Consider the following 18,603-nt stretch of genomic DNA (forward strand, 5'->3'; position numbering starts at 1 on the left):
GCGCGGGATTACTGACCACTGTACTGGCGCAGCCAGTCCTCAAGAAAAATACGCGCGGCGATGGAATCCACTGGGTCACTGGCGTAATGGCCGCGGTGGCCGCGCTCGCGGGCTTCCTCCTTGGCCGCGTGGGTGCTGAGGCGCTCGTCCGCATACTCCACCGGCAAACCGAGGCGACCGTGCAGCCGCTGACCGAACTTGCGCGCGCGCGCGCCGATGTCGCTCTCACTGCCGTCCATATTCAACGGCAGGCCGACCAGCAGTAATCGCGGTTGCCACTCGTCCACGAGGCGCTGTACCCGGCTCCAGTCCGGCTGGCCGTCCTTCGCGCGCAGCGGTTCCAGTTCGCGGGCGCTGCCGGTGAGGCTTTGGCCGTAAGCGACGCCGATGGAGCCGGTGCCGAAGTCGAAGGCGAGGACGGTAAAAGGTTTGCTCATGGGGAAAGAGAGTGTGGAAATGTCGGGGAATAATCAGGCGTGACCTGATTGCGAACTGATGCCGCTGAGATCGATACCGTGGCGTGCCGCGGCGGTATACCAGCGTTTCTCCATCGGTGTGGCGAACAGGATTTCAGGCTCTGCCGGCAGAGTCAGCCAGGCGTTTTCGGCGATCTCCTGTTCCAGCTGCCCGGGGCCCCAGCCAGCGTAGCCCAGTGCCAGCAGTACATCGTCCGGGCCCCGACCGGCGGCGAGGGATTCGATGATGTCTTTGGAGGCGGTGAGGCTGATGTCGTCGGAAACCTCGGCGGTAGAGGCGAACGTCATGCCGCGGCCGTGCAGCACGAACCCCTGCTCCTGTGCCACCGGGCCACCCACCAACACCGGCTCCTCGCCACGCAGGCTGGCGTCGTCCAGTTCCAGCTGGTTGAAAACCTCGCGCCAGGTGATGCGGCTGGGGGTATTGATGACAATGCCCATGGCGCCTTCGGTGCTGTGCTCGCAGATGAACGTCACCGCCTGCCTGAAGCGTGGATCCTGCATGCCGGGCATGGCGATGAGGAACTGGCCTCGCAGGCTGTTATGGGTGAGGTCGCGGTCGAGATTGCTGGGGTGTTTAAAGTGCATGGGGCTTAGTCTAGCTGTTTCGCTGCCGCGGGTGCGGATTGTGGGCGCGTCGCGGCGGGTCAGCCGCGGTTGGGGGCGCCTTCCGCCGCGGTGGAGAATCCGGTCATTTCAAAGCGCCAGGTGCGGATGATCTCCAGCCGATCTGCCTGTTGGCGGATTTCCGGGGGGAAGGGCGCAAACGGCGCGGCGAGACGCACGATCTGCTGGGCGGCATCGTCGAGGATGCGCTCGCCGGAGGACTCCAGGATGACCACCTCTTCCACCGCACCGGAGGGCAGCAGCCGCACCATCATGCGCAGGTCGCCGGTGATCTGGCGCGCCAGCGCCTCCTCAGGGAAATTATCGTTGCCGATCGCTTCCACTTTCTGGCGCCAGTCGTGCAGGTAGGCGGCGTCCGTCGAGGCCTTGGTGGCGACAGACGTAAGGCGACGCACCCGCGGGCGCTGGGCGATGGTCTGGCGGATCTTGTCGAGACGCGCCTGCAGGCTCGCAATCTCCGGATTGGTCGGCGGCAGATCGCTGGGTGCGTCGCCGCGCTTTTCCTCCGAGCGTTTGTCTTCCGCCGGCAGTTCAGGGGCCTGCTCGGGGCTGTCGCCGATGGTGGTGATCAGCTGGCGCAGTTGGTCCGCAGGGCGCGCGGCCTGCTGTTGTGGCAGTGGATTGACCTGGCGGATACTGGTGTCAGCCATTTCCGCCTGCCGGTCGGTGGAGAGTTCTTTCGGTGCTTCCGCGGTGCCGCTCGCCTGTTGGTTGTGCTGGGCCAGATAGTCGGCATCTTTCGGAGCATCCAGTGAGCGGTGCTGGGCGAGGGTGATCTCCAGGGTGGGGGGGGCCTCTTTTGCTTCCGGTGCGGAAAAGGCCACGCCAAAAATCAGCAGTGCGTGCAGCGCGCAGGCCAGGAACAGGGCGAAGGTAAAGCGGTCGCCCTGGCTGGGGGGCATTGAGTTGATGCCCGGGTGGGTATTCGATTGGCTGGCGGCTGCGGTCATTGTGGTTATTGCTTTACTGCTGCGTTCTTGTTGTGTGGAGGCTGACGACAGGCGTCAGTTTATCTTTTTTTGGCGAGACGGTCTGTGATCGCGCGCATCAACAGTCCGCCGATATCGGTGCCGTAGGCGGCATCGATTTCGCGTACGCAGGTGGGGCTGGTGACATTCACTTCGGTGAGGTAATCGCCAATGACATCGAGGCCTACAAACAGCAGGCCTTTTTCTTTCAGCTCTGGACCTACTTTGCGGGCAATTTCGCGATCGCGCTCGCTCAGCGGGCGCGCTTCGCCGCGACCACCGGCGGCCAGGTTGCCGCGGGTTTCACCGGCCTGGGGAATGCGCGCCAGACAGTACGGCACCGGCTCGCCGTTCACCATCAGAATGCGTTTGTCGCCGTTTTTGATTTCGGGGATGTAGCGCTGACCCATGATCTGGCGGTGACCATTGTCGGTGAGCGTTTCCAGAATGGCGCCAATATTCGCGCCGTCCGGTTTGACGTGAAAGATACCGGTGCCACCCATACCATCCAGGGGCTTGAATATCACGTCTTTATGTTCGGCGTGGAACGCGCGCAGCTGCTGCATGTCGCGACTGACCACCAGTGGCGGTATGCAGTCGGCAAAATGAGTGGCGAAGATTTTTTCATTGCAGTCGCGCAGGGACTGGGGTTTGTTGGCGACCAGGGTGCCGGCGCGCTCGGCGGCTTCGAGAATATAGGTGGAGTAGATGTACTCATTGTCAAACGGCGGATCGACGCGCATCAGGATCACATCGAGGTCGCCCAGGTGCAGCGGTTTGCGTTCGCCGAGCGTAAACCAGTGCTGCGGGTCTTCGAACACCTCCAGTGGTGAGCCGTTGCCCATGGGTTTGCCACCGTCCAGATACAGATCGGACTGCAGAAAATAATACAGCTCAAAACCTGCCCGCTGCGCAGCCAGCAGCAGTGCCAGAGAGGTATCTTTTTTGTACGTGATGTTGGCGATGGGGTCCATGACCACGCCGAGCGTCTGGCGCATAGCGGTATCCGTTGTCTCGTTCATGACTGGCTGGGGTGCCGAAGGGGGTGGCAACCGCAGGGAATTTCGGGGACTGCCTTGGGGCAGTGTCAGGTGGCAAAGGTAAGAGTAGCGGGCGAGGTCTGCAAGACTGGCGGTGTTTCCGTATTCGGAGGATTTGCGGCTTTGCTCACAATTCGATCATTGCCGGCAGCGCACTCTGACCGTCGCTAGATTCACTATGGTATCTGTGATAAAAGTTTCCTCCTGATCTGCGCCCGCCGGCCACGGCCATTCGCAGCGACGATCGGACCCCGTAATGAGGTTGCACATAGGGTATGGATGCGAACAGCAGCGTGCCTGAAAAATAAGTAAAAGGGGACTTGGGAACACACTATGGAGCTCAACTGGGAAAGTCTCACCGTGATGGTGATTGACGACAGTAAAACCATTCGTCGCACGGCGGAGACTCTGTTGCAGAAAGCGGGTTGCACGGTGGTGACTGCCACCGATGGCTTCGACGCCCTGGCGAAGATTGCCGATTCGCGTCCGGACATCATTTTTGTAGACATCATGATGCCGCGCCTGGATGGCTATCAGACCTGTGCGCTGATCAAGAACAACAGTGAATTCCGCAGCACGCCGGTCATCATGTTGTCCAGTAAAGACGGCCTGTTTGACAAGGCGAAGGGCCGTGTCGTGGGCTGTGATCAGTATCTCACCAAGCCGTTCAGCAAGAGTGAGCTGCTGGGGGCGATCTCTGCGCACGCCAAACCTCACCATGCGGCCTGAGATCTGGTTCTCGCCGCAAATGTGAAATTTTCGATAAAAATGGCGTAGACTACCGCGTCTGATCTTTTTGAGGCCGATGTGCGTCTATCGAAAAGCGAAAGAGTCAAGAAAGTCAGTTGCGAATAACAAAGTGTGTGGTCGCGCTCGGTTGAACCGGCGCGCGATCGGTGCCAACAACAACCGCCAGGCAAAGAGTGATGCCGTGAGCGGAAACACTATCTCGGGGGAAAAATGGCCAAGGTGCTAATCGTCGATGACTCGCCAACCGAAACTCACAAACTGACCACTATTTTGGAGAAGAACGGCCATGCGGTGCTGACTGCTACCAATGGCGAGGCCGGTGTTGGGGTTGCTCGTGAGCAGCGCCCCGATGTGATCCTGATGGATATCGTAATGCCGGGCCTGAATGGTTTTCAGGCTACCCGTCAGCTCAGCAAGCACAGTGAAACCAGCGCCATTCCGATTGTCATCGTCACCACCAAAGATCAGGACACCGACCGCGTGTGGGGCATGCGCCAGGGCGCGCGCGCTTACCTGACCAAGCCGGTTGATGAGAGCAAACTGCTTGGCACCATCGAGGAGGTGTTGGCCTGAGGCCGACGTTGAGTGTCCGTGCAATCAACTCTTACCCCCTATCTGGCGCTGGTTGATATCGCCAATCGCGCAAAAGCACAGGCGAAGGGGCTGCCTGCCCGCCAGGAAGTCAAACCCTACTGGACGGGCATCGGTTTTTCTATTCTGGGGCACCGCTTCGTCGCCGCCATGGAAGACGTCGTGGAATTGCTGGAGGTGCCTCAGTACACCTTTATCCCCGGGGTTCAGCCCTGGGTGCGCGGCGTGTCCAATGTGCGCGGCCGCCTGTTGCCGCTGGTAGACCTGGCGGCCTTCTTCGGTGGGCACCTGACCAGTGCGCGCCAACGCCGCCGGGTGTTGGTATTGGAGCAGGACAAGCTCTATGTCGGTCTGATCGTCGATGAACTCCACGGTATGCAACACCTTGCGCTGGAATTCGGCAAACTGCCGCCGGCGGATCTGACCGAGTCCTTTGCGCCCATGATCAGTGGTCAGTTTGAATTGCAGCAGGGGCGCTGGCTGGTGTTTGACCTGCAGGCGCTGGTCAACGATTTCCAATTCGCGGATGCCGCGGCTCACTGAGCGGCGGCTTTCTGTTTTCTGACACCCGTTTCGGAAGTATCTGAATCCGGGAGTCATGAGGTGAGGCGCGTCTTGTGCGTCAAACCTGTTGCGGGTAGTGACTTTGGTCGCATACCTGCATGAAGCCCGCTTTCGGTTAACGCCGTTTTTGGGGGCGCCCATTCGATTGGGCCGCAGGGGATGTGAGGCCGCGAGGCCTCGAAAGTGGTGATAACAAGAATTTGGCCTTGGGCACAGGTCCGCCAGGAGTAAATTATGAAAACAGGCTCCCAGAGTTCATTTTCCGCGCTGCGCAGTAATCCTGCCGCGCTGTTTATGGGTTTGCTGGTACTCGCCACACTGGCGGGGCTGATCGTCAGCATCTACTTGGTGCAGAGCTACGGTGACCGGGATCAGAAGTACCAGGAAAACGTGGCGGAACTGCGGGCGCTTTCCTACCAGATGGCGTCCTACGCACCGGCGGCTACCGCTGGCGACGAGCAGGCATTCGCTGACCTGGAAAGGGTCGTCAGCCAGATGGCGGCCACCTGGAACGAACTGCAGGGTATGGATCAGGGCAGTAAGCGTGCTCTGGAACAGGAAATGGCAGTGTATGGCCAGGTTTGGCGCCAGATGCGCGAGCAGGCCGACACGATTATCGGCAACAAAGATTCGATTATCTTCCTGAACGACGTGGCGAGCACCCTGAACGATTCGCTGCCGGAACTGCAGGCGGAGCACAACAACATCGTGGAAATCCTGCTGGCCAACAACGCACCGGCCAACCAGGTGGAGCAGGCCCAGTTGCAGGTATGGCGCGCCGAGCGTATCGGCCGGAACATCGACAAGATGCTGCAGGGCGGTGACGACGCGGAATCCGCGGCGGACCAGTTCAATACCGATGCCAGCCTGTTCGGTAAGGTGGTTGAGGGCATGAAGGGCGGTGACGTGGTGATGGGCATCTCCCGCGTAACTGACACGGAAGCGCGTGAGTCTCTGGAGGAAATTACCGAGCTGTTTGAATTCGTGAGCTCCTCCGTGCGCGAAATCTTCGAGGCAACACCGGCACTGTTCGCCACTCGCCAGGCGGCAGACGGTATCGCGGCCTCCTCCCCGCAGCTGCTGGAGGCCCTGTCCGTACTGAACGACCGTATTGGTGGCCTCTCCGGCGAACGCCAGCCCAACAATCAGACCATCTTCATTGTTGCCGCTGTATTCGTACTGTTGATCTTCGTGATGATGATCCAGGCCTTCTCCGGTACCCGCCGCAGCCTGCGTGCCGAATCTGAAACCAATGAGCGCAACCAGCAGGCGATTATGCAGCTGCTGGATGAGCTGGCGGACCTCGCGGATGGTGACCTGACTACCTCCGCCACGGTAACCGAGGCCTTCACCGGTGCGATTGCGGACTCCATCAACTACACCATCGACCAGCTGCGGGTACTGGTAAGCCGGATCAACAGCGCCGCGCAGGAAGTGTCCTCCCTCTCCCAGGAAACCCAGCAGACCGCCCTGCACCTGGCCGAGGCTTCCGAACACCAGGCCCAGGAAATTGCCGGGGCCTCTGCGGCCGTTAACGAGATGGCCGTGACCATTGACCAGGTATCCGCGAACGCCGCCGAATCGGCCCAGGTAGCGGAGCGCTCGGTACAGATCGCGAGCAATGGCGCCAAGGTGGTACAGAACACCATCAAAGGCATGGACACCATCCGTGAGCAGATTCAGGACACCTCCAAGCGAATCAAGCGTCTGGGTGAATCGTCCCAGGAGATTGGTGACATCGTAAGCCTGATTAACGACATTGCCGACCAGACCAACATTCTTGCACTTAACGCTGCGATCCAGGCCTCTATGGCCGGTGATGCGGGCCGCGGCTTCGCGGTGGTTGCGGACGAGGTACAGCGCCTTGCGGAACGTTCCGCTGCTGCGACCAAGCAGATTGAAGGCCTGGTAAAAGCGATTCAGTCCGACACCAACGAAGCGGTTGTGTCGATGGAATCCACCACCACCGAGGTGGTGCGCGGTGCCCGTCTGGCACAGGACGCGGGTGTTGCCCTGGAAGAGATCGAAACGGTATCTACCAACCTCGCATCGTTGATTCAGAACATTTCCAACGCGGCGCGCCAGCAGGCTTCGTCCGCGGGTCACATCTCCAACACGATGAACGTGATTCAGGAGATTACCTCGCAGACCTCCGCGGGTACCCAGGCCACCGCGCAGTCCATTGGTAATCTGGCCCAGACCGCCTCTGCGCTGCGTGACTCCGTTGCCGGCTTCAAACTGCCGAGCAGTGAAGAAGTGGAAGGTGAGAGCGATCTGTATGATGGCGATCTTGCCCAGCTGTCGGAGGAATTCCCGATGCTGGACGACGAGGCGGCCGACGACGAGTTCGACATGCTCAGCGCGGAAGAGCGCAATGACCGGGTCATGGCCTGAGCTACCGCGGATATCCATAACGACAAAAGCGGACCTCCCCTGGCCGCGAGTTGAGGGGAGGTGCAGAGCAGCAGGCGGGTAGCTAAGCCACTGTGTAACACCTGCCAGCGAGCAAACTGAATTACCGAGGACTTGGCGTGAGTCGCGACAATCCCAATTTTGTAGCCCTGGATTGGCTGATAGGCGAAATCAACGAGACGTTGGCGCAGGCGCGCCAGCAGCTGGAGACCTTCGCCTCGGATTCCTCCGCCGCGGATACCTCCGCCGATAGCTCCGGCCTGCTGAAAAACTGCCTCAACCTGATTCACCAGGTCCACGGCAGCCTGCATATGGCGGAGCTTACCGGTGCCGCCATGCTCGCTGAAGAAATGGAGCAGCTGGTGCAGGCCCTCGCCAGTGGCGAAGTCGAAAACAGCGATGAAACCCGCGAATTCCTTATGCGCGCTCTGCTGGAGCTGCCGCTGTACCTGGAGAAGATTGCGTTCCAGCGCCGCGACAACGCGGTGTTGTTGCTGCCGCTGCTGAACGATCTGCGCGCAGTGCGCCGCGAGCGTCTGATCACCGAAGGTGCGTTGTTTTCCCCCGACCTCTCCGCTCTGGAGTTTGCCAGTGGTGCCCGCCAGCCCCTGCTCGACAACAACATCAAGCTTCAGGAGCTGGTCGCCAAGCTGCGCAAGATGTACCACGTGGCGGCAGCCTCTCTGATTCGCGACGTCAACAGCGGCGAGAGCATCGCCTACCTGAACAAGGTGTGCGAGAAGATGGTGCTGCTGTACAGCGGCAGCCAGCGTCAGCACCTGTGGGAAATCCTGCGTGGACTGCTGGAGGCTATCGCCGATCACCGGGTCAGTGTGCTGCCGGCGTTGCGCCAGCTGTTGCGTCGTATTGATGTGGAATTTCGCCTGCTTGCCGGGCAGGGCGCGCGGGCACTGGATGCCCGCCCGGATCACGACCTGATCCGCAACCTGCTGTTCTATGTCTATCTCGCAGGTCCCAACGGTACCCGCACCGAGGCGCTGTACCGGCAGTTTGCCCTTGATCAGGCCGTGCCTGGCACGCCGCGCCCGGATACCGAGGATGCGCTGGCCATGGGCCCCGAGGCCATGGGCACGGCGGTGGCGGCTCTGCGCGAGGAACTCGCCAACGTGCGCGAGGCACTCGATCCGAGTGTCACCACTGGCGAGCGCCCGCCGCTGTCGGATACCGCGGTGATTGCCAAGCGAATCGCCGATACCCTCGGTGTGCTGGGGTTGGAGAATCAGCGCACTCGCGCTCGCGCCATATATGAATATTTGCGCGATGCCTCTCGCAGTATTGAGCCCGATGAACTGTTGATGCAGGCGGCCTCTGAACTGGTGCAGCTGGATTCCGGTCTTGCCGCCGCGATGGAGCGCGATCGCCGCAACGACAGTGAGTCCCCCCTCATGGGTGAGGCCACCAGCCGGGTGCTGCGCGAAGCGCGCATCGGCCTCGAAACGGTAAAGGAAGCGGTGGTCGAATACATCGCCAGTCACTGGGATGCCGGGCACCTGTCGCTGGTGCCGAAGCGCCTGCAGGAAGTCTATGGTGGCCTCGATATGGTGGGCTACCAGCGTGCGGCGGAGATTGTCGGCGCGTGTAAAAACTATATCGAGGAGCGCCTGATCAACGCCGGCGACCAGCCCGACTGGAAATTGCTGGATACCCTCGCCGATGCGGTGACGAGCGTCGAGTATTACCTCGAGCGCCGCGCCGATGGCATCGAAGATGCGGACATGCTGCTGGCGCTGGCGGAAGACAGTGTCGCCACTCTCGGCTACGCCGTTGCCAATGGTGAGGGTGCCGTCGAACCGGGGCACGGAAACGGTGATGCTTCGAATGAAAGCCACAGTGAAGTCGAAGATTTCGCCGCGGAGTTTGTGTTCGAGGAGCCCGGAACGGTTGATGGCGAACTCAACGATGCACCGGTGGACGAGGAGCAGCGCGCCCTCGACAGCTTTGAGTTCAGTCTCGATATCGACGAAGTCGAGCCTGCGGATGATAACGACTCCGCGGCGGAACCTGACGCCGAAAGTGAAAATCTGCTCTCCTCATCACTCGCCGGATTCTCCGCCGCCCTGATAGAAGAGGCGAAGGCTGACGCCGTAATTGAGTCGAACGAGGATGCCTCTTCGCTGCTGGAAGAAAGCTGGTTTGCGTCGGAAGACGCTGCGGACTTGGCGGAAAGCGCCATCGGCGAAGACGCGGAGGAAACCGCTTCGAGCCTGCCGGAATCCCCTGTGGTTACCCCGGCGCCGATGCTGGAAGAGGACGATGATAGCAGCATCATCGACGAGGAAATTCTGGAGATTTTCCTCGAGGAGGCCGCTGAGGTACTCGATACCATCAATCATTATTTCCCGCTGTGGGCGGCGAATTTTGACAACCGTGACGCACTGGTGGAGTTCCGCCGTGGCTTCCATACCCTGAAGGGATCGGGGCGTATGGTGGAGGCGCTGGAAGTCGGTGAACTGGCGTGGGCGGTGGAAAACATGCTCAACCGGGTGCTCGACGAAACCGTCACTCCCGGCCGCGCTCATGTACTGCTGATAGAGCGGGTCATGGCCAAGTTGCCGTCGATGATCGAAGGCTTCCGCACGCATTCGGGTGATCCCGATCCGGCAGGCACTGCCGAGCTCGACGCCTGGGCCAAACAGCTGTCCCACGGTGAGGTGCCGGAAGCTCTGCTGCAGTCGACGCCCAGGGTCGCCACCTCGGTCGTGGAAAAAATGGCTGTCGGTGCGGTTGATGACGGCGTCGATGACAGTGTTGATGACAATGCCCAGTTGTGGGAAATCTTCGCCCAGGAGGCGGAAACCCATCTGGCGACGGTGGCGGAGTTCCTCAGCGAGATGGAGCGCGCTGCACCCGTTTACGGTATTCCGTCCGATCCGCTGCACCGTGCCCTGCACACTTTGAAGGGTTCCGCACACATGGCGGAAGTCACCCAGGTGGCGGAGCTGATGGCGCCGCTCGAGCGCTTCGCAAAAGAGTTGCGCACCTATCAGGTGGCGATCGACAGCGATATCTTCGAGCTGATCAGTGACGCCGCCAGTTATGTGAAATCCGTGCTCAACCAGATCTACCGCGGTGAGCCGCTGCATGTGGAGCGCAGCGAGCAGTATTTGGCACGGGTTGCCGAACTGCAGGAGCGCGCGGTGGGTCACCTGATTCGCGAGCGCGAGGCCAACGAACCCAAAGCGGTGGATCCACAGCTGCTGGCGGTCATCATGGCCGACGGCATGAAAGTGCTGCTGGACGCCGACCAGATGTTGAGCCAGTGGCGAAGTCATCCGGGCGATACCTCTATCCTGCTGCCGGTGGCAGAGGAGCTGGATGTGCTGCAGCAGGCTGCCGGCCAGGCGCAGTTGCCCGCGCTGCAGGAGCTCTCCCAGCTGTTGTTGGCGGTGTATCGCCAGGTGATCGACGGACACCTGGAAGAAGAGCCCGCGCTGTGGGCTGCGTTGGAACAGGGGCACAACGAATTACTGGATCTGGTGGATGCGGTGGCCGCGTCCACGGACCTGCCGTCGGTGAGCGAAGTGGTGGGCGAGGCTCTGCGCACGCTGGCTCAGGGCGATGATGGTGAGAGCGACGAGGATATCGACCTCGCCGAGTACGGCATCGACAGTAGCGAGTTCACTTTTGGCGAAGAGATTACCGCCGCAGCGCCCGCGGGCACCGACGAAGATGAACGCGGAGCGATAGCCGTTGACGCTGGCGAGGATGACGACGAGCAACTGCTGGCGGATCTGAGTTTTGACGATCTGCTGGCGGCAGAGTCCGAGGCTGGCGACACCGTCGCTGCAACTGCGGAAACGGAAATTTCTCTCCAGTTGCCCATCGACAGCGAAATTGAAATTGTCGATGCCCCGGAGATGGATGCGGACATCATTGATCCGGATGGCATCGAGATTGCGGGCACTGGCGATACCGGTGATATTGAGCCTGAGCATGCGGACGTCTCCAAAGGTTTTGAACTCTCCCCCGCTAAGACCACTGCGGACGAACTGTCCCTTGATGATCTCGAGCTGCCGCCGGCACTTCAGCGCGAATCGGAAGTCAGTCCGGCAGCGGCCGCCCTGTCCGCGGAAGCACCCGCTGTGGTCGCGGAGACCGATGGCGAGCTCGGAGCCACCCAGCGCGCGCTGCTTGCGGATATCGACCCGGATGTAGTGGAGGTCTTCCTCGAGGAAGCCGGCGACCTGATGGATGAGCTGGAGGAGCTGATTCAGAACTGGGAGCAGTCTCCGGAAGATCTCACGGCGCCGGAAGCACTGAAGCGCGTGCTGCACACCTTTAAAGGGGGGGCGCGCATGGCGGCGCTGATGGGGCTTGGTGAAGTGGCACACCGTTTTGAAACCGTCATTGAGAATATGCAGAGTGGCAGTTCGCCATCGGCAGCATTCTTTGCCGATGCCCACCGCATCTACGATCGCCTGGCCAGCGGTGTCGACACCGTGCGCGCCTGGATTGGTGGCGAAGAGATTGGGCCTTTCTGCGCGCTCCTGGAAACCCGCTGGGCGGATACACAGACCGCGGAAGATGTCGAAGTGGCAGCCGAGCTTCCGCCCGCAACACCCGTTGTGGAAGAGCATACCGCCGCAGAGGTGGAAGAGGCGGGCGATCTGTCCGACGACGATTACACGCCACCGGTCGAGGTGATCGAAAACGTTTCCGTGCCGGCAACCTCGCCGGCCAGCAATGTGCTGCCGTTTGTACGCAAGTCGAAGAATGTTGGCGATCGCAACGGCGGCCAGACCCGCAGCCAGCCCCAGGAAATGGTGCGGGTGGCCTCGGAGCTGCTGGAAGAGCTGGTAAACCTCGCCGGCGAAACCTCGATTTCCCGCGGCCGCCTGGAAGAGCAGGTGTCGGAGTTTGGTCTCGCCCTCGACGAGATGGACTCGACGCTAAGCCGTTTGAATGAGCAGCTGCGCCGCCTGGACAAGGAAACCGAAGCACAGATCCATTTCCGTCAGGAACAGCTGGCGGAACAGGATGTGGACTTCGACCCGCTGGAAATGGACCGCTATTCGTCCATCCAGCAACTGTCGCGCTCGCTGTTGGAGTCCACCTCCGACTTGCTGGAGCTGCGCCAGACCCTCGGCAACAAGGCGCGGGATACCGAGACGCTGTTGCTGCAGCAGTCGCGGGTGAACACCGAATTGCAGGAAGGCTTGATGCGCAGCCGCATGGTGCCTTTCTCTCGCCTGGTACCGCGTCTGCGCCGCATCGTGCGCCAAGTGAGCGCGGAACTGGGCAAGCAGGTGGATCTGGTGTTCTCCAACGTGGAGGGCGAACTGGATCGCTCCATGCTGGAGCGTATGGTGGCGCCGCTGGAGCACATGCTGCGCAATGCGGTCGACCACGGTATCGAGATTCCGCAGAAGCGCCGTGATGCCGGCAAGCCCGAGCGCGGCCGCATCTCCGTGGCACTTGCGCGGGAAGGCAGTGAGGTGGTGATTACCATCAGCGACGACGGTGCGGGCATCAACCTGATGCGGGTGCGTGAAAAAGCCATCGAAAGCGGCCTGATGCGCGCGGATGCGGAGCTGTCCAACAACGAGATCATGCAGTTCATCCTGCAGGCGGGCTTCAGTACCGCCGAGAAAGTGACCCAGATTTCCGGTCGCGGTGTGGGCATGGACGTGGTGTCGGCAGAAATCAAATTGATCGGCGGCAGCGTGACTATTGGCTCGCAGGCCGGCAAAGGTACCGAGTTTGTTGTGCGCCTGCCGTTTACGGTGTCGGTCAACCGCGCGCTGATGGTGAAGGTGGGTGACGATCTCTTCGCGCTGCCGCTGAATACCATCGAAGGTATCGTGCGTCTGAGCCCGTTCGAGCTTGAGCACTACTACCGCACGCCGGAAGCGCGCTTTGAGTATGCCGGCGAACCCTACCAGGTGAACTATTTCGGCAGTTTGCTGCAATCCAGCGCACAGCCGCGCCTCGCGGTGGAAGACATGCAGATGCCGGTACTATTGGTGCGCTCTGAAAATACGGCCATGGCACTGCAGGTAGACGCGATCATGGGCAGCCGCGAGATCGTGGTTAAGAGCCTCGGACCGCAGTTTGCCGGTGTGCAGGGTGTGTCTGGTGCCACCGTGACCGGTGACGGTACCGTGGTGGTGATTCTCGATGCCCACGCCCTGCTGCGGAAGCACTCTGCGCTGCTGGCTCGCCCGGAAGCGCCACTGCTGCAGCACATCGGTACCAGCAGTACCCGTGAGGAGCCGGAAGCGCAGAAACTGGTGATGGTGGTGGACGACTCGGTAACCGTGCGCAAGGTAACCACGCGCTTCCTGGAGCGCGAGGGCTACCGCGTAATCACCGCCAAAGATGGCCAGGATGCAATTATCCAGCTGCAGGATGTGATCCCGGATGTGATGCTGCTGGATATCGAAATGCCGCGTATGGACGGTTTCGAGGTGGCGCGCAACATTCGCTCCAGCAGTCGTCTGAGGGATATTCCGATCATCATGATCACTTCCCGTACCGGCAAGAAGCACCGCGATCACGCGCTGTCTCTGGGGGTCAACCACTATCTGGGCAAACCCTATCAGGAGGAAATCCTGCTGGGCGCCATCCGCGATTACACCGAAGCGGGGGTGAATGCCTGATGGCGGTGCCAGTCAATTACGAATCTGTAGAAGCCCGAGTGCGTGGCGGAGAGTACACAGCATGAGTGGATCAGACGCCCTGCCCACCACCGAACTGCCACAGGAAGTCAGCAGTCTGCTGTTGCCGCTGGCGGACGGCCATCTGCTGGTACCGGTGGATACCCTGTCTGAAATCATCGCCCTGCAGAGCCCGGTTTCCGCGTTCGATGCCCCCGACTGGTATATGGGTGAGCTGCACTGGCGCGAGCTGCGCCTGCCGCTGGTGTCGTTCGAGGTCATGCGCGGCAACCCCATGCCGGTGCTGCGCAGCAATTGCCGTATTGCCGTGTTGAGCAGTGGCAACGGTGAGGGCGATCTGCCGTTTTTTGCCGTGGTGCTGCAGGGTACCCCTCGCCTGGTACGGGTCACTCCCGATGAGTTGGCGGGGCGGGAAGGCGACTGCGCCATGGGCGAGTTGATGCACGTGGCGCTGTCCGGGGAAGCGGCGGTCATTCCCGATCTGTCTGCTATTGAGGAAGCTTGCCTGGCGTACCGCAGTCGCCGTTGAGTGAGGCTGGTCTTCCGGGAGCCACAAAAAAACCGCCATCAAGGCGGTTTTTTTTGTGGTTGGCGTTCCGTCGTGATCCGGTCTCAGAAGATTTCCTCCGGCAGGCCTTCCTGGGCCTGCTGCTCGCTGGCGGAGGGGGTGTCCGGGTTATCGGAATAGATGGAGGGGTAGTTACTGTATGTCTCCCGTCCCGGCACCTTGTCGGCGCGGAAGATTTCGAAAATACCTCCGCTTGAGGTGCGCAACCCGGTGCGCGGATTGATACGCATGGTGACGATGGTGTCCGGTTGTGCCAGGTGGCGCTCGGGCAGGCCTTCCAGCGCCGTGCTCATAAAATCTATCCAGATTGGCAGTGCCGCTGAGCCACCGTATTCATTGCGACCGATGGGTGTGTTGTCGTCAAACCCGACCCAGGTGCTGGTGGCCAGATAGGGGCTGTAGCCGGAGAACCAGGCGTCGCGCGGGCCGTTGGTAGTACCGGTCTTGCCGGCAATATCACCGCGCTTCATTACCAGCGCCTTGCGCCCGGTACCGAGCTTGATTACGTCCTTCAACATGGAATCCATGATGTAGGCCGTTTCCGCTGACATGGCGCGCGGCGCGCGCGGGCGCGCCTGCTCGTCGGCCTGCAGGGGGGCCACTGGCAGTGTGCGCAGCTCGATGGGTTCGCGCTCTTCCGATGACATTACCGTTTCCTGGCGGAGCGCCTGCAGGTCGATGGGCTCGGGCTCCGGGCCGCGTTCTTCACCGATTTCCGGGCAGTCCTGACACACGGTCAGGGGCAACGCCTGATACACGGTGTCACCGTGGACATCCAGCACCTGATTTACCAGATATGGTTCGATGCGGAAGCCGCCATTGGCGAAGGCCGCATAGCCGCGCACCATTTCCAGCGGAGTCAGCGCGGAGCTGCCGAGGGCGATGGAGAGGTTGCGCGCGAGCTTGTCGCGTTCAAAGCCGAACCCCTCGACAAAGGTGAGTGCGCGGTCCAGACCGAGGGATTGCAACAGGCGAATGGAGACCATGTTGCGCGACATATACAGCGCTTTGCGCAGACGGGTGGGGCCGAGGAAATCGCCGCCGTCGTTCTCCGGTCGCCACACGTCCTGCAGATTGGTCTGTTCAAAGATGATGGGGGCGTCGTTGATGATACTGGCCGCAGTGTAGCCGCGCTCGATCGCCGCCGAATAGATGAATGGCTTGAAGCTGGAGCCGGGTTGACGTGCCGCCTGGGTAACACGGTTGAAGTGGCTCTGGCGGAAATCGTAGCCACCGACCAGCGCACGGATAGCGCCATCCTCCGGCTGCAGTGAAACCAATGCACCCTGGGCGGTCGGAACCTGGGTGATATGCCATTCCTCCCGGGCCTGGGGTGCTTCGAGGGCCTCCTCCTCGGAAAGTCCGTCCGGCGTGGAGAATGGGTCTTCGGTGATTCCCGCCTCGGCGAGGCTGTCGGCGGCGCTTTCCATCGCCGCATTGCGTGCCTTTTTCTGCTCTTCTGCCACCTGTTCGGCGGAGATCACGACACGACGCACGCGTACCACATCGCCGGGGGCAAACATTTCATCGGCGGACTTGAGGCTCGCGCCACGGGCGTTTTCAGAAATATAGGGCCGGATGCTACTGAGACCGCGATCCCATGGAATTTCGACGACACGCCGATCGCGCAGTTGTACACGGATACTCCGAGCCGCAACCGCGGTCACTACCGCAGGCTGCAGACCTCCGAGTACCGGAATTTCCTGCAGCAGGTCTACCAGCTGGTCATTGTCCGCCAGCAGCTCCGGATCCAGGCGCTGCTCCGGGCCGCGGTAGCCGTGGCGACCGTCATAGGTCTCAAGGCCCTTTTGCAGGGCAGTGCGCGCGGCGTCCTGCAATTTGCTGTCGACGGTAGTGATGACCTGGTAGCCGTCGGTATAGGCGGCGTCGCCAAACAGGTCAACGGCCTCCTTGCGCGCCATTTCCGCCACATAGGGAGCACTCATGTCCAGGTCGCGGCCGTGGTAGCGGGCGGTGACTGGAGCGGTAATGGAGTTCTTGTAATCGTCCGAACCTATGTAACCCAGGTCCAGCATGCGTTTCAGGATCCAGTTGCGCCGCACCAGTGCGCGCGAGGGGTTGGCCAGCGGGTTATACGTGGATGGCGCCTTGGGCAGGCCGGCCATCATCGCCCACTGGGCCAGGTTCAGCTCGTTGATATCTTTGCCGTAGTACACATGGGCGGCGGCCTGGAAGCCGTAGGCGCGGTTGCCGAGGAAGATCTTGTTGATGTAGAGGGCGAGAATCTCGTCCTTGCTGAGTTCTTGCTCAATCTGAAGTGAAAGCAGGATTTCGTTGAATTTGCGGATGAAACGCTGTTCCCGGGTCAGGAAGAAGTTGCGCGCCACCTGCATGGTGAGCGTGCTGCCGCCGGACTGGATGGAGCCGCTCGCCACCAGCTGCCGAAATGCGCGCATCAGGCCTTTGATGGAGACACCGCTGTGGGAATAAAAGGTGTCATCTTCCGCCGCCAGAATGGCCTTGATGAACATCTCCGGGGTCTGTTCGATGGTAATCGGGCTGCGGCGTTTCTCCCCGAACTCACCGATGAGCTTCATATCCGCGGAATAGATACGCAGTGGCGTCTGCAGGCGGATATCGCGCAGACTCTCTACCGAGGGCAGGCCCGGCTTGAGGTACATATAAATGCTGGAGAGTGCCATGGCGCCGGCGGCGGCACCGGCCAGAGCCAGCCACAACAGGGACAGCAGGCGGTTGCGGGCTTTTTCGGTCATGGAAATGCTTCTGTGTACGTCTTGATCAAAATTGTCGGCACTGTTCGACAATTATACGAATAATGTGCGCTGTTACCTATGCAAAAGGCGGTTGCGACGGTAATTTAAAGTGCTATACCATCAAACCTTCATAACCCACGGAAAAGATAAGAAAAATGGGGATGCTCCCTTTTCTCAACAAGGGCCCGAAAGCCATGCTTGGGCTCGATATTAGCTCCACCTCGGTAAAGTTGCTCGAACTGAGTCGCAGTGGCGACAAATACCGTGTGGAAAGCTATGCCGCCGAACCGCTGCCTCCGAACGCGGTAGTGGATAAGAATATCAATGACGTGGGTGCGATTGCGGAGGCCATCCGCAAGGTAGTGCGCCGCTCCAAGACCCGTTTGCGCCAGGCCGCAGTGGCGGTTTCCGGTTCCGCGGTGATCACCAAGACGCTGGAAATGCCGGCGGATCTCTCCGATGACGCGCTGGAAGCCCAGATCGCGCTGGAGGCCGACCAGTACATTCCCTACCCGCTGGATGAGGTCAACCTCGATTTTGAAGTCCAGGGCCCCTCCGAAAGAGGTGAAGGCCAGGTCGAGGTGCTGCTGGCGGCGTGTCGCAGCGAAAATGTGGAGCAGCGGGTTTCTGCGCTGACCCAGGCGGAACTGCAGCCCGGTGTGGTGGATGTGGAGGCCTACGCCATCGAGCGCGCCTATACCCTGATGGAAAACCAGTTTCCCGCACAGGAGCAGCTGGTGGTGGCGGTTGTAGACATTGGCGCCACCATGAGCGCGCTGTCGGTGATGGTCGATGGCCGTATCGTGTACACCCGCGAACAGCTGTTCGGCGGTCGCCAGCTCACCGATGAGATCCAGCGCCGCTACGGTCTGTCGTCGGAAGAGGCCACACTGGCCAAGCGTCAGGGTGGCAGCGGTCTGCCGGATGATTACTACCCGGAGGTGCTGGAGCCGTTCCGCGACGCGGTGGTGCAGCAGGTAACCCGCTCCCTGCAGTTCTTCTACTCGTCTACCTCCTACAGCGATGTGGATTACATCCTGCTCGGCGGCGGTGTCGCCGCCATGGATGGTCTCGCCGAGCTGGTGGGACAGAAACTGAACAAGCCCACCCTGGTGGCCAACCCGTTCCGGGATATGAGTGTGGCATCCCGCGTTAACCGCCAGTCACTGGCCAGTGAAGCGCCATCGCTGATGATTGCCGCCGGTCTCGCGATGCGCGAGAGGGAATTCTAAGA

At 60.9% G+C, this 18,603-nt stretch carries 12 protein-coding genes; 7 read left to right on the plus strand and 5 right to left on the minus strand.

Translation table 11 applies throughout. The features are described 5' to 3' along the window. Positions 1–8: 8 nt before the first annotated feature. Genes ruvX through gshB form a run of 4 tightly spaced genes read right to left on the minus strand, consistent with a single transcriptional unit; the run spans position 9 to position 3,069 of the window. Entirely contained in the window at positions 9–437 is a 429-nt protein-coding gene (gene ruvX, locus C3938_RS08765) for a Holliday junction resolvase RuvX (RefSeq protein WP_105102765.1), read from the minus strand. A gap of 33 nt (positions 438–470) precedes the next feature. Next, positions 471–1,064 carry a YqgE/AlgH family protein gene (locus C3938_RS08770; RefSeq protein ID WP_105102766.1) on the minus strand — a complete coding sequence of 198 codons (594 nt, stop codon included), beginning with the start codon at positions 1,062–1,064 and terminating at the stop codon, positions 471–473. A 59-nt stretch (positions 1,065–1,123) separates the two neighbouring features. Next, the gene (locus C3938_RS08775) at positions 1,124–2,053 is read right to left on the minus strand and encodes an energy transducer TonB (RefSeq protein WP_105102767.1); all 930 of its coding nucleotides are present in this window, start codon (positions 2,051–2,053) and stop codon (positions 1,124–1,126) included. Between the two features lie 59 nt (positions 2,054–2,112). Beyond that, positions 2,113–3,069 carry a glutathione synthase gene (gene gshB / locus C3938_RS08780; protein ID WP_105102768.1) on the minus strand — a complete coding sequence of 319 codons (957 nt, stop codon included), beginning with the start codon at positions 3,067–3,069 and terminating at the stop codon, positions 2,113–2,115. 375 nt (positions 3,070–3,444) lie between these two features. On the opposite strand from gshB, the gene pilG reads away from it, so the two are divergent. The 6 genes from pilG (at position 3,445) to C3938_RS08810 (ending at position 14,595) form a co-directional block, all read left to right on the plus strand. Then, positions 3,445–3,840, plus strand: coding sequence for a twitching motility response regulator PilG (pilG, locus tag C3938_RS08785; RefSeq protein WP_105102769.1), 396 nt, complete (start codon positions 3,445–3,447; stop codon positions 3,838–3,840). A gap of 231 nt (positions 3,841–4,071) precedes the next feature. After that, positions 4,072–4,434: a twitching motility response regulator PilH gene (gene pilH / locus C3938_RS08790; protein ID WP_105102770.1), complete on the plus strand. Its 363-nt coding sequence runs from the start codon at positions 4,072–4,074 to the stop codon at positions 4,432–4,434. An 18-nt stretch (positions 4,435–4,452) separates the two neighbouring features. Continuing rightward, a complete protein-coding gene (locus C3938_RS08795; protein ID WP_105103302.1) occupies positions 4,453–4,995 on the plus strand; it encodes a chemotaxis protein CheW in 543 nt (180 codons plus the stop codon). A gap of 255 nt (positions 4,996–5,250) precedes the next feature. After that, positions 5,251–7,410, plus strand: a complete 2,160-nt coding sequence (locus C3938_RS08800) for a methyl-accepting chemotaxis protein (protein ID WP_105102771.1) — start codon at positions 5,251–5,253, stop codon at positions 7,408–7,410. 137 nt (positions 7,411–7,547) lie between these two features. Further along, positions 7,548–14,048 (plus strand): Hpt domain-containing protein, encoded by a 6,501-nt coding sequence (locus tag C3938_RS08805; protein WP_105102772.1) that lies wholly within the window; start codon positions 7,548–7,550, stop codon positions 14,046–14,048. 61 nt (positions 14,049–14,109) lie between these two features. After that, positions 14,110–14,595 (plus strand): chemotaxis protein CheW, encoded by a 486-nt coding sequence (locus tag C3938_RS08810; RefSeq protein ID WP_105102773.1) that lies wholly within the window; start codon positions 14,110–14,112, stop codon positions 14,593–14,595. Between the two features lie 83 nt (positions 14,596–14,678). On the opposite strand, the gene C3938_RS08815 is transcribed toward C3938_RS08810, so the two are convergent. Continuing rightward, positions 14,679–17,369, minus strand: a complete 2,691-nt coding sequence (locus C3938_RS08815) for a penicillin-binding protein 1A (protein WP_105102774.1) — start codon at positions 17,367–17,369, stop codon at positions 14,679–14,681. A gap of 155 nt (positions 17,370–17,524) precedes the next feature. On the opposite strand from C3938_RS08815, the gene C3938_RS08820 reads away from it, so the two are divergent. Further along, entirely contained in the window at positions 17,525–18,601 is a 1,077-nt protein-coding gene (locus C3938_RS08820; protein ID WP_105102775.1) for a pilus assembly protein PilM, read from the plus strand. Positions 18,602–18,603 lie beyond the last annotated feature (2 nt).

The organism is Microbulbifer pacificus (assembly GCF_002959965.1).
In the GTDB taxonomy this organism is placed as follows: domain Bacteria; phylum Pseudomonadota; class Gammaproteobacteria; order Pseudomonadales; family Cellvibrionaceae; genus Microbulbifer; species Microbulbifer pacificus_A.

Coding starts and splice junctions, on each gene's coding strand:
- ruvX (WP_105102765.1), bottom strand. CDS start 437: ATGAGCAAACCTTTTACCGTCCTCGCCTTCGACTTCGGCACCGGCTCC.
- C3938_RS08770 (WP_105102766.1), bottom strand. CDS start 1,064: ATGCACTTTAAACACCCCAGCAATCTCGACCGCGACCTCACCCATAAC.
- C3938_RS08775 (WP_105102767.1), bottom strand. CDS start 2,053: ATGACCGCAGCCGCCAGCCAATCGAATACCCACCCGGGCATCAACTCA.
- gshB (WP_105102768.1), bottom strand. CDS start 3,069: ATGCGCCAGACGCTCGGCGTGGTCATGGACCCCATCGCCAACATCACG.
- pilG (WP_105102769.1), top strand. CDS start 3,445: ATGGAGCTCAACTGGGAAAGTCTCACCGTGATGGTGATTGACGACAGT.
- pilH (WP_105102770.1), top strand. CDS start 4,072: ATGGCCAAGGTGCTAATCGTCGATGACTCGCCAACCGAAACTCACAAA.
- C3938_RS08800 (WP_105102771.1), top strand. CDS start 5,251: ATGAAAACAGGCTCCCAGAGTTCATTTTCCGCGCTGCGCAGTAATCCT.
- C3938_RS08810 (WP_105102773.1), top strand. CDS start 14,110: ATGAGTGGATCAGACGCCCTGCCCACCACCGAACTGCCACAGGAAGTC.
- C3938_RS08815 (WP_105102774.1), bottom strand. CDS start 17,369: ATGACCGAAAAAGCCCGCAACCGCCTGCTGTCCCTGTTGTGGCTGGCT.
- C3938_RS08820 (WP_105102775.1), top strand. CDS start 17,525: ATGGGGATGCTCCCTTTTCTCAACAAGGGCCCGAAAGCCATGCTTGGG.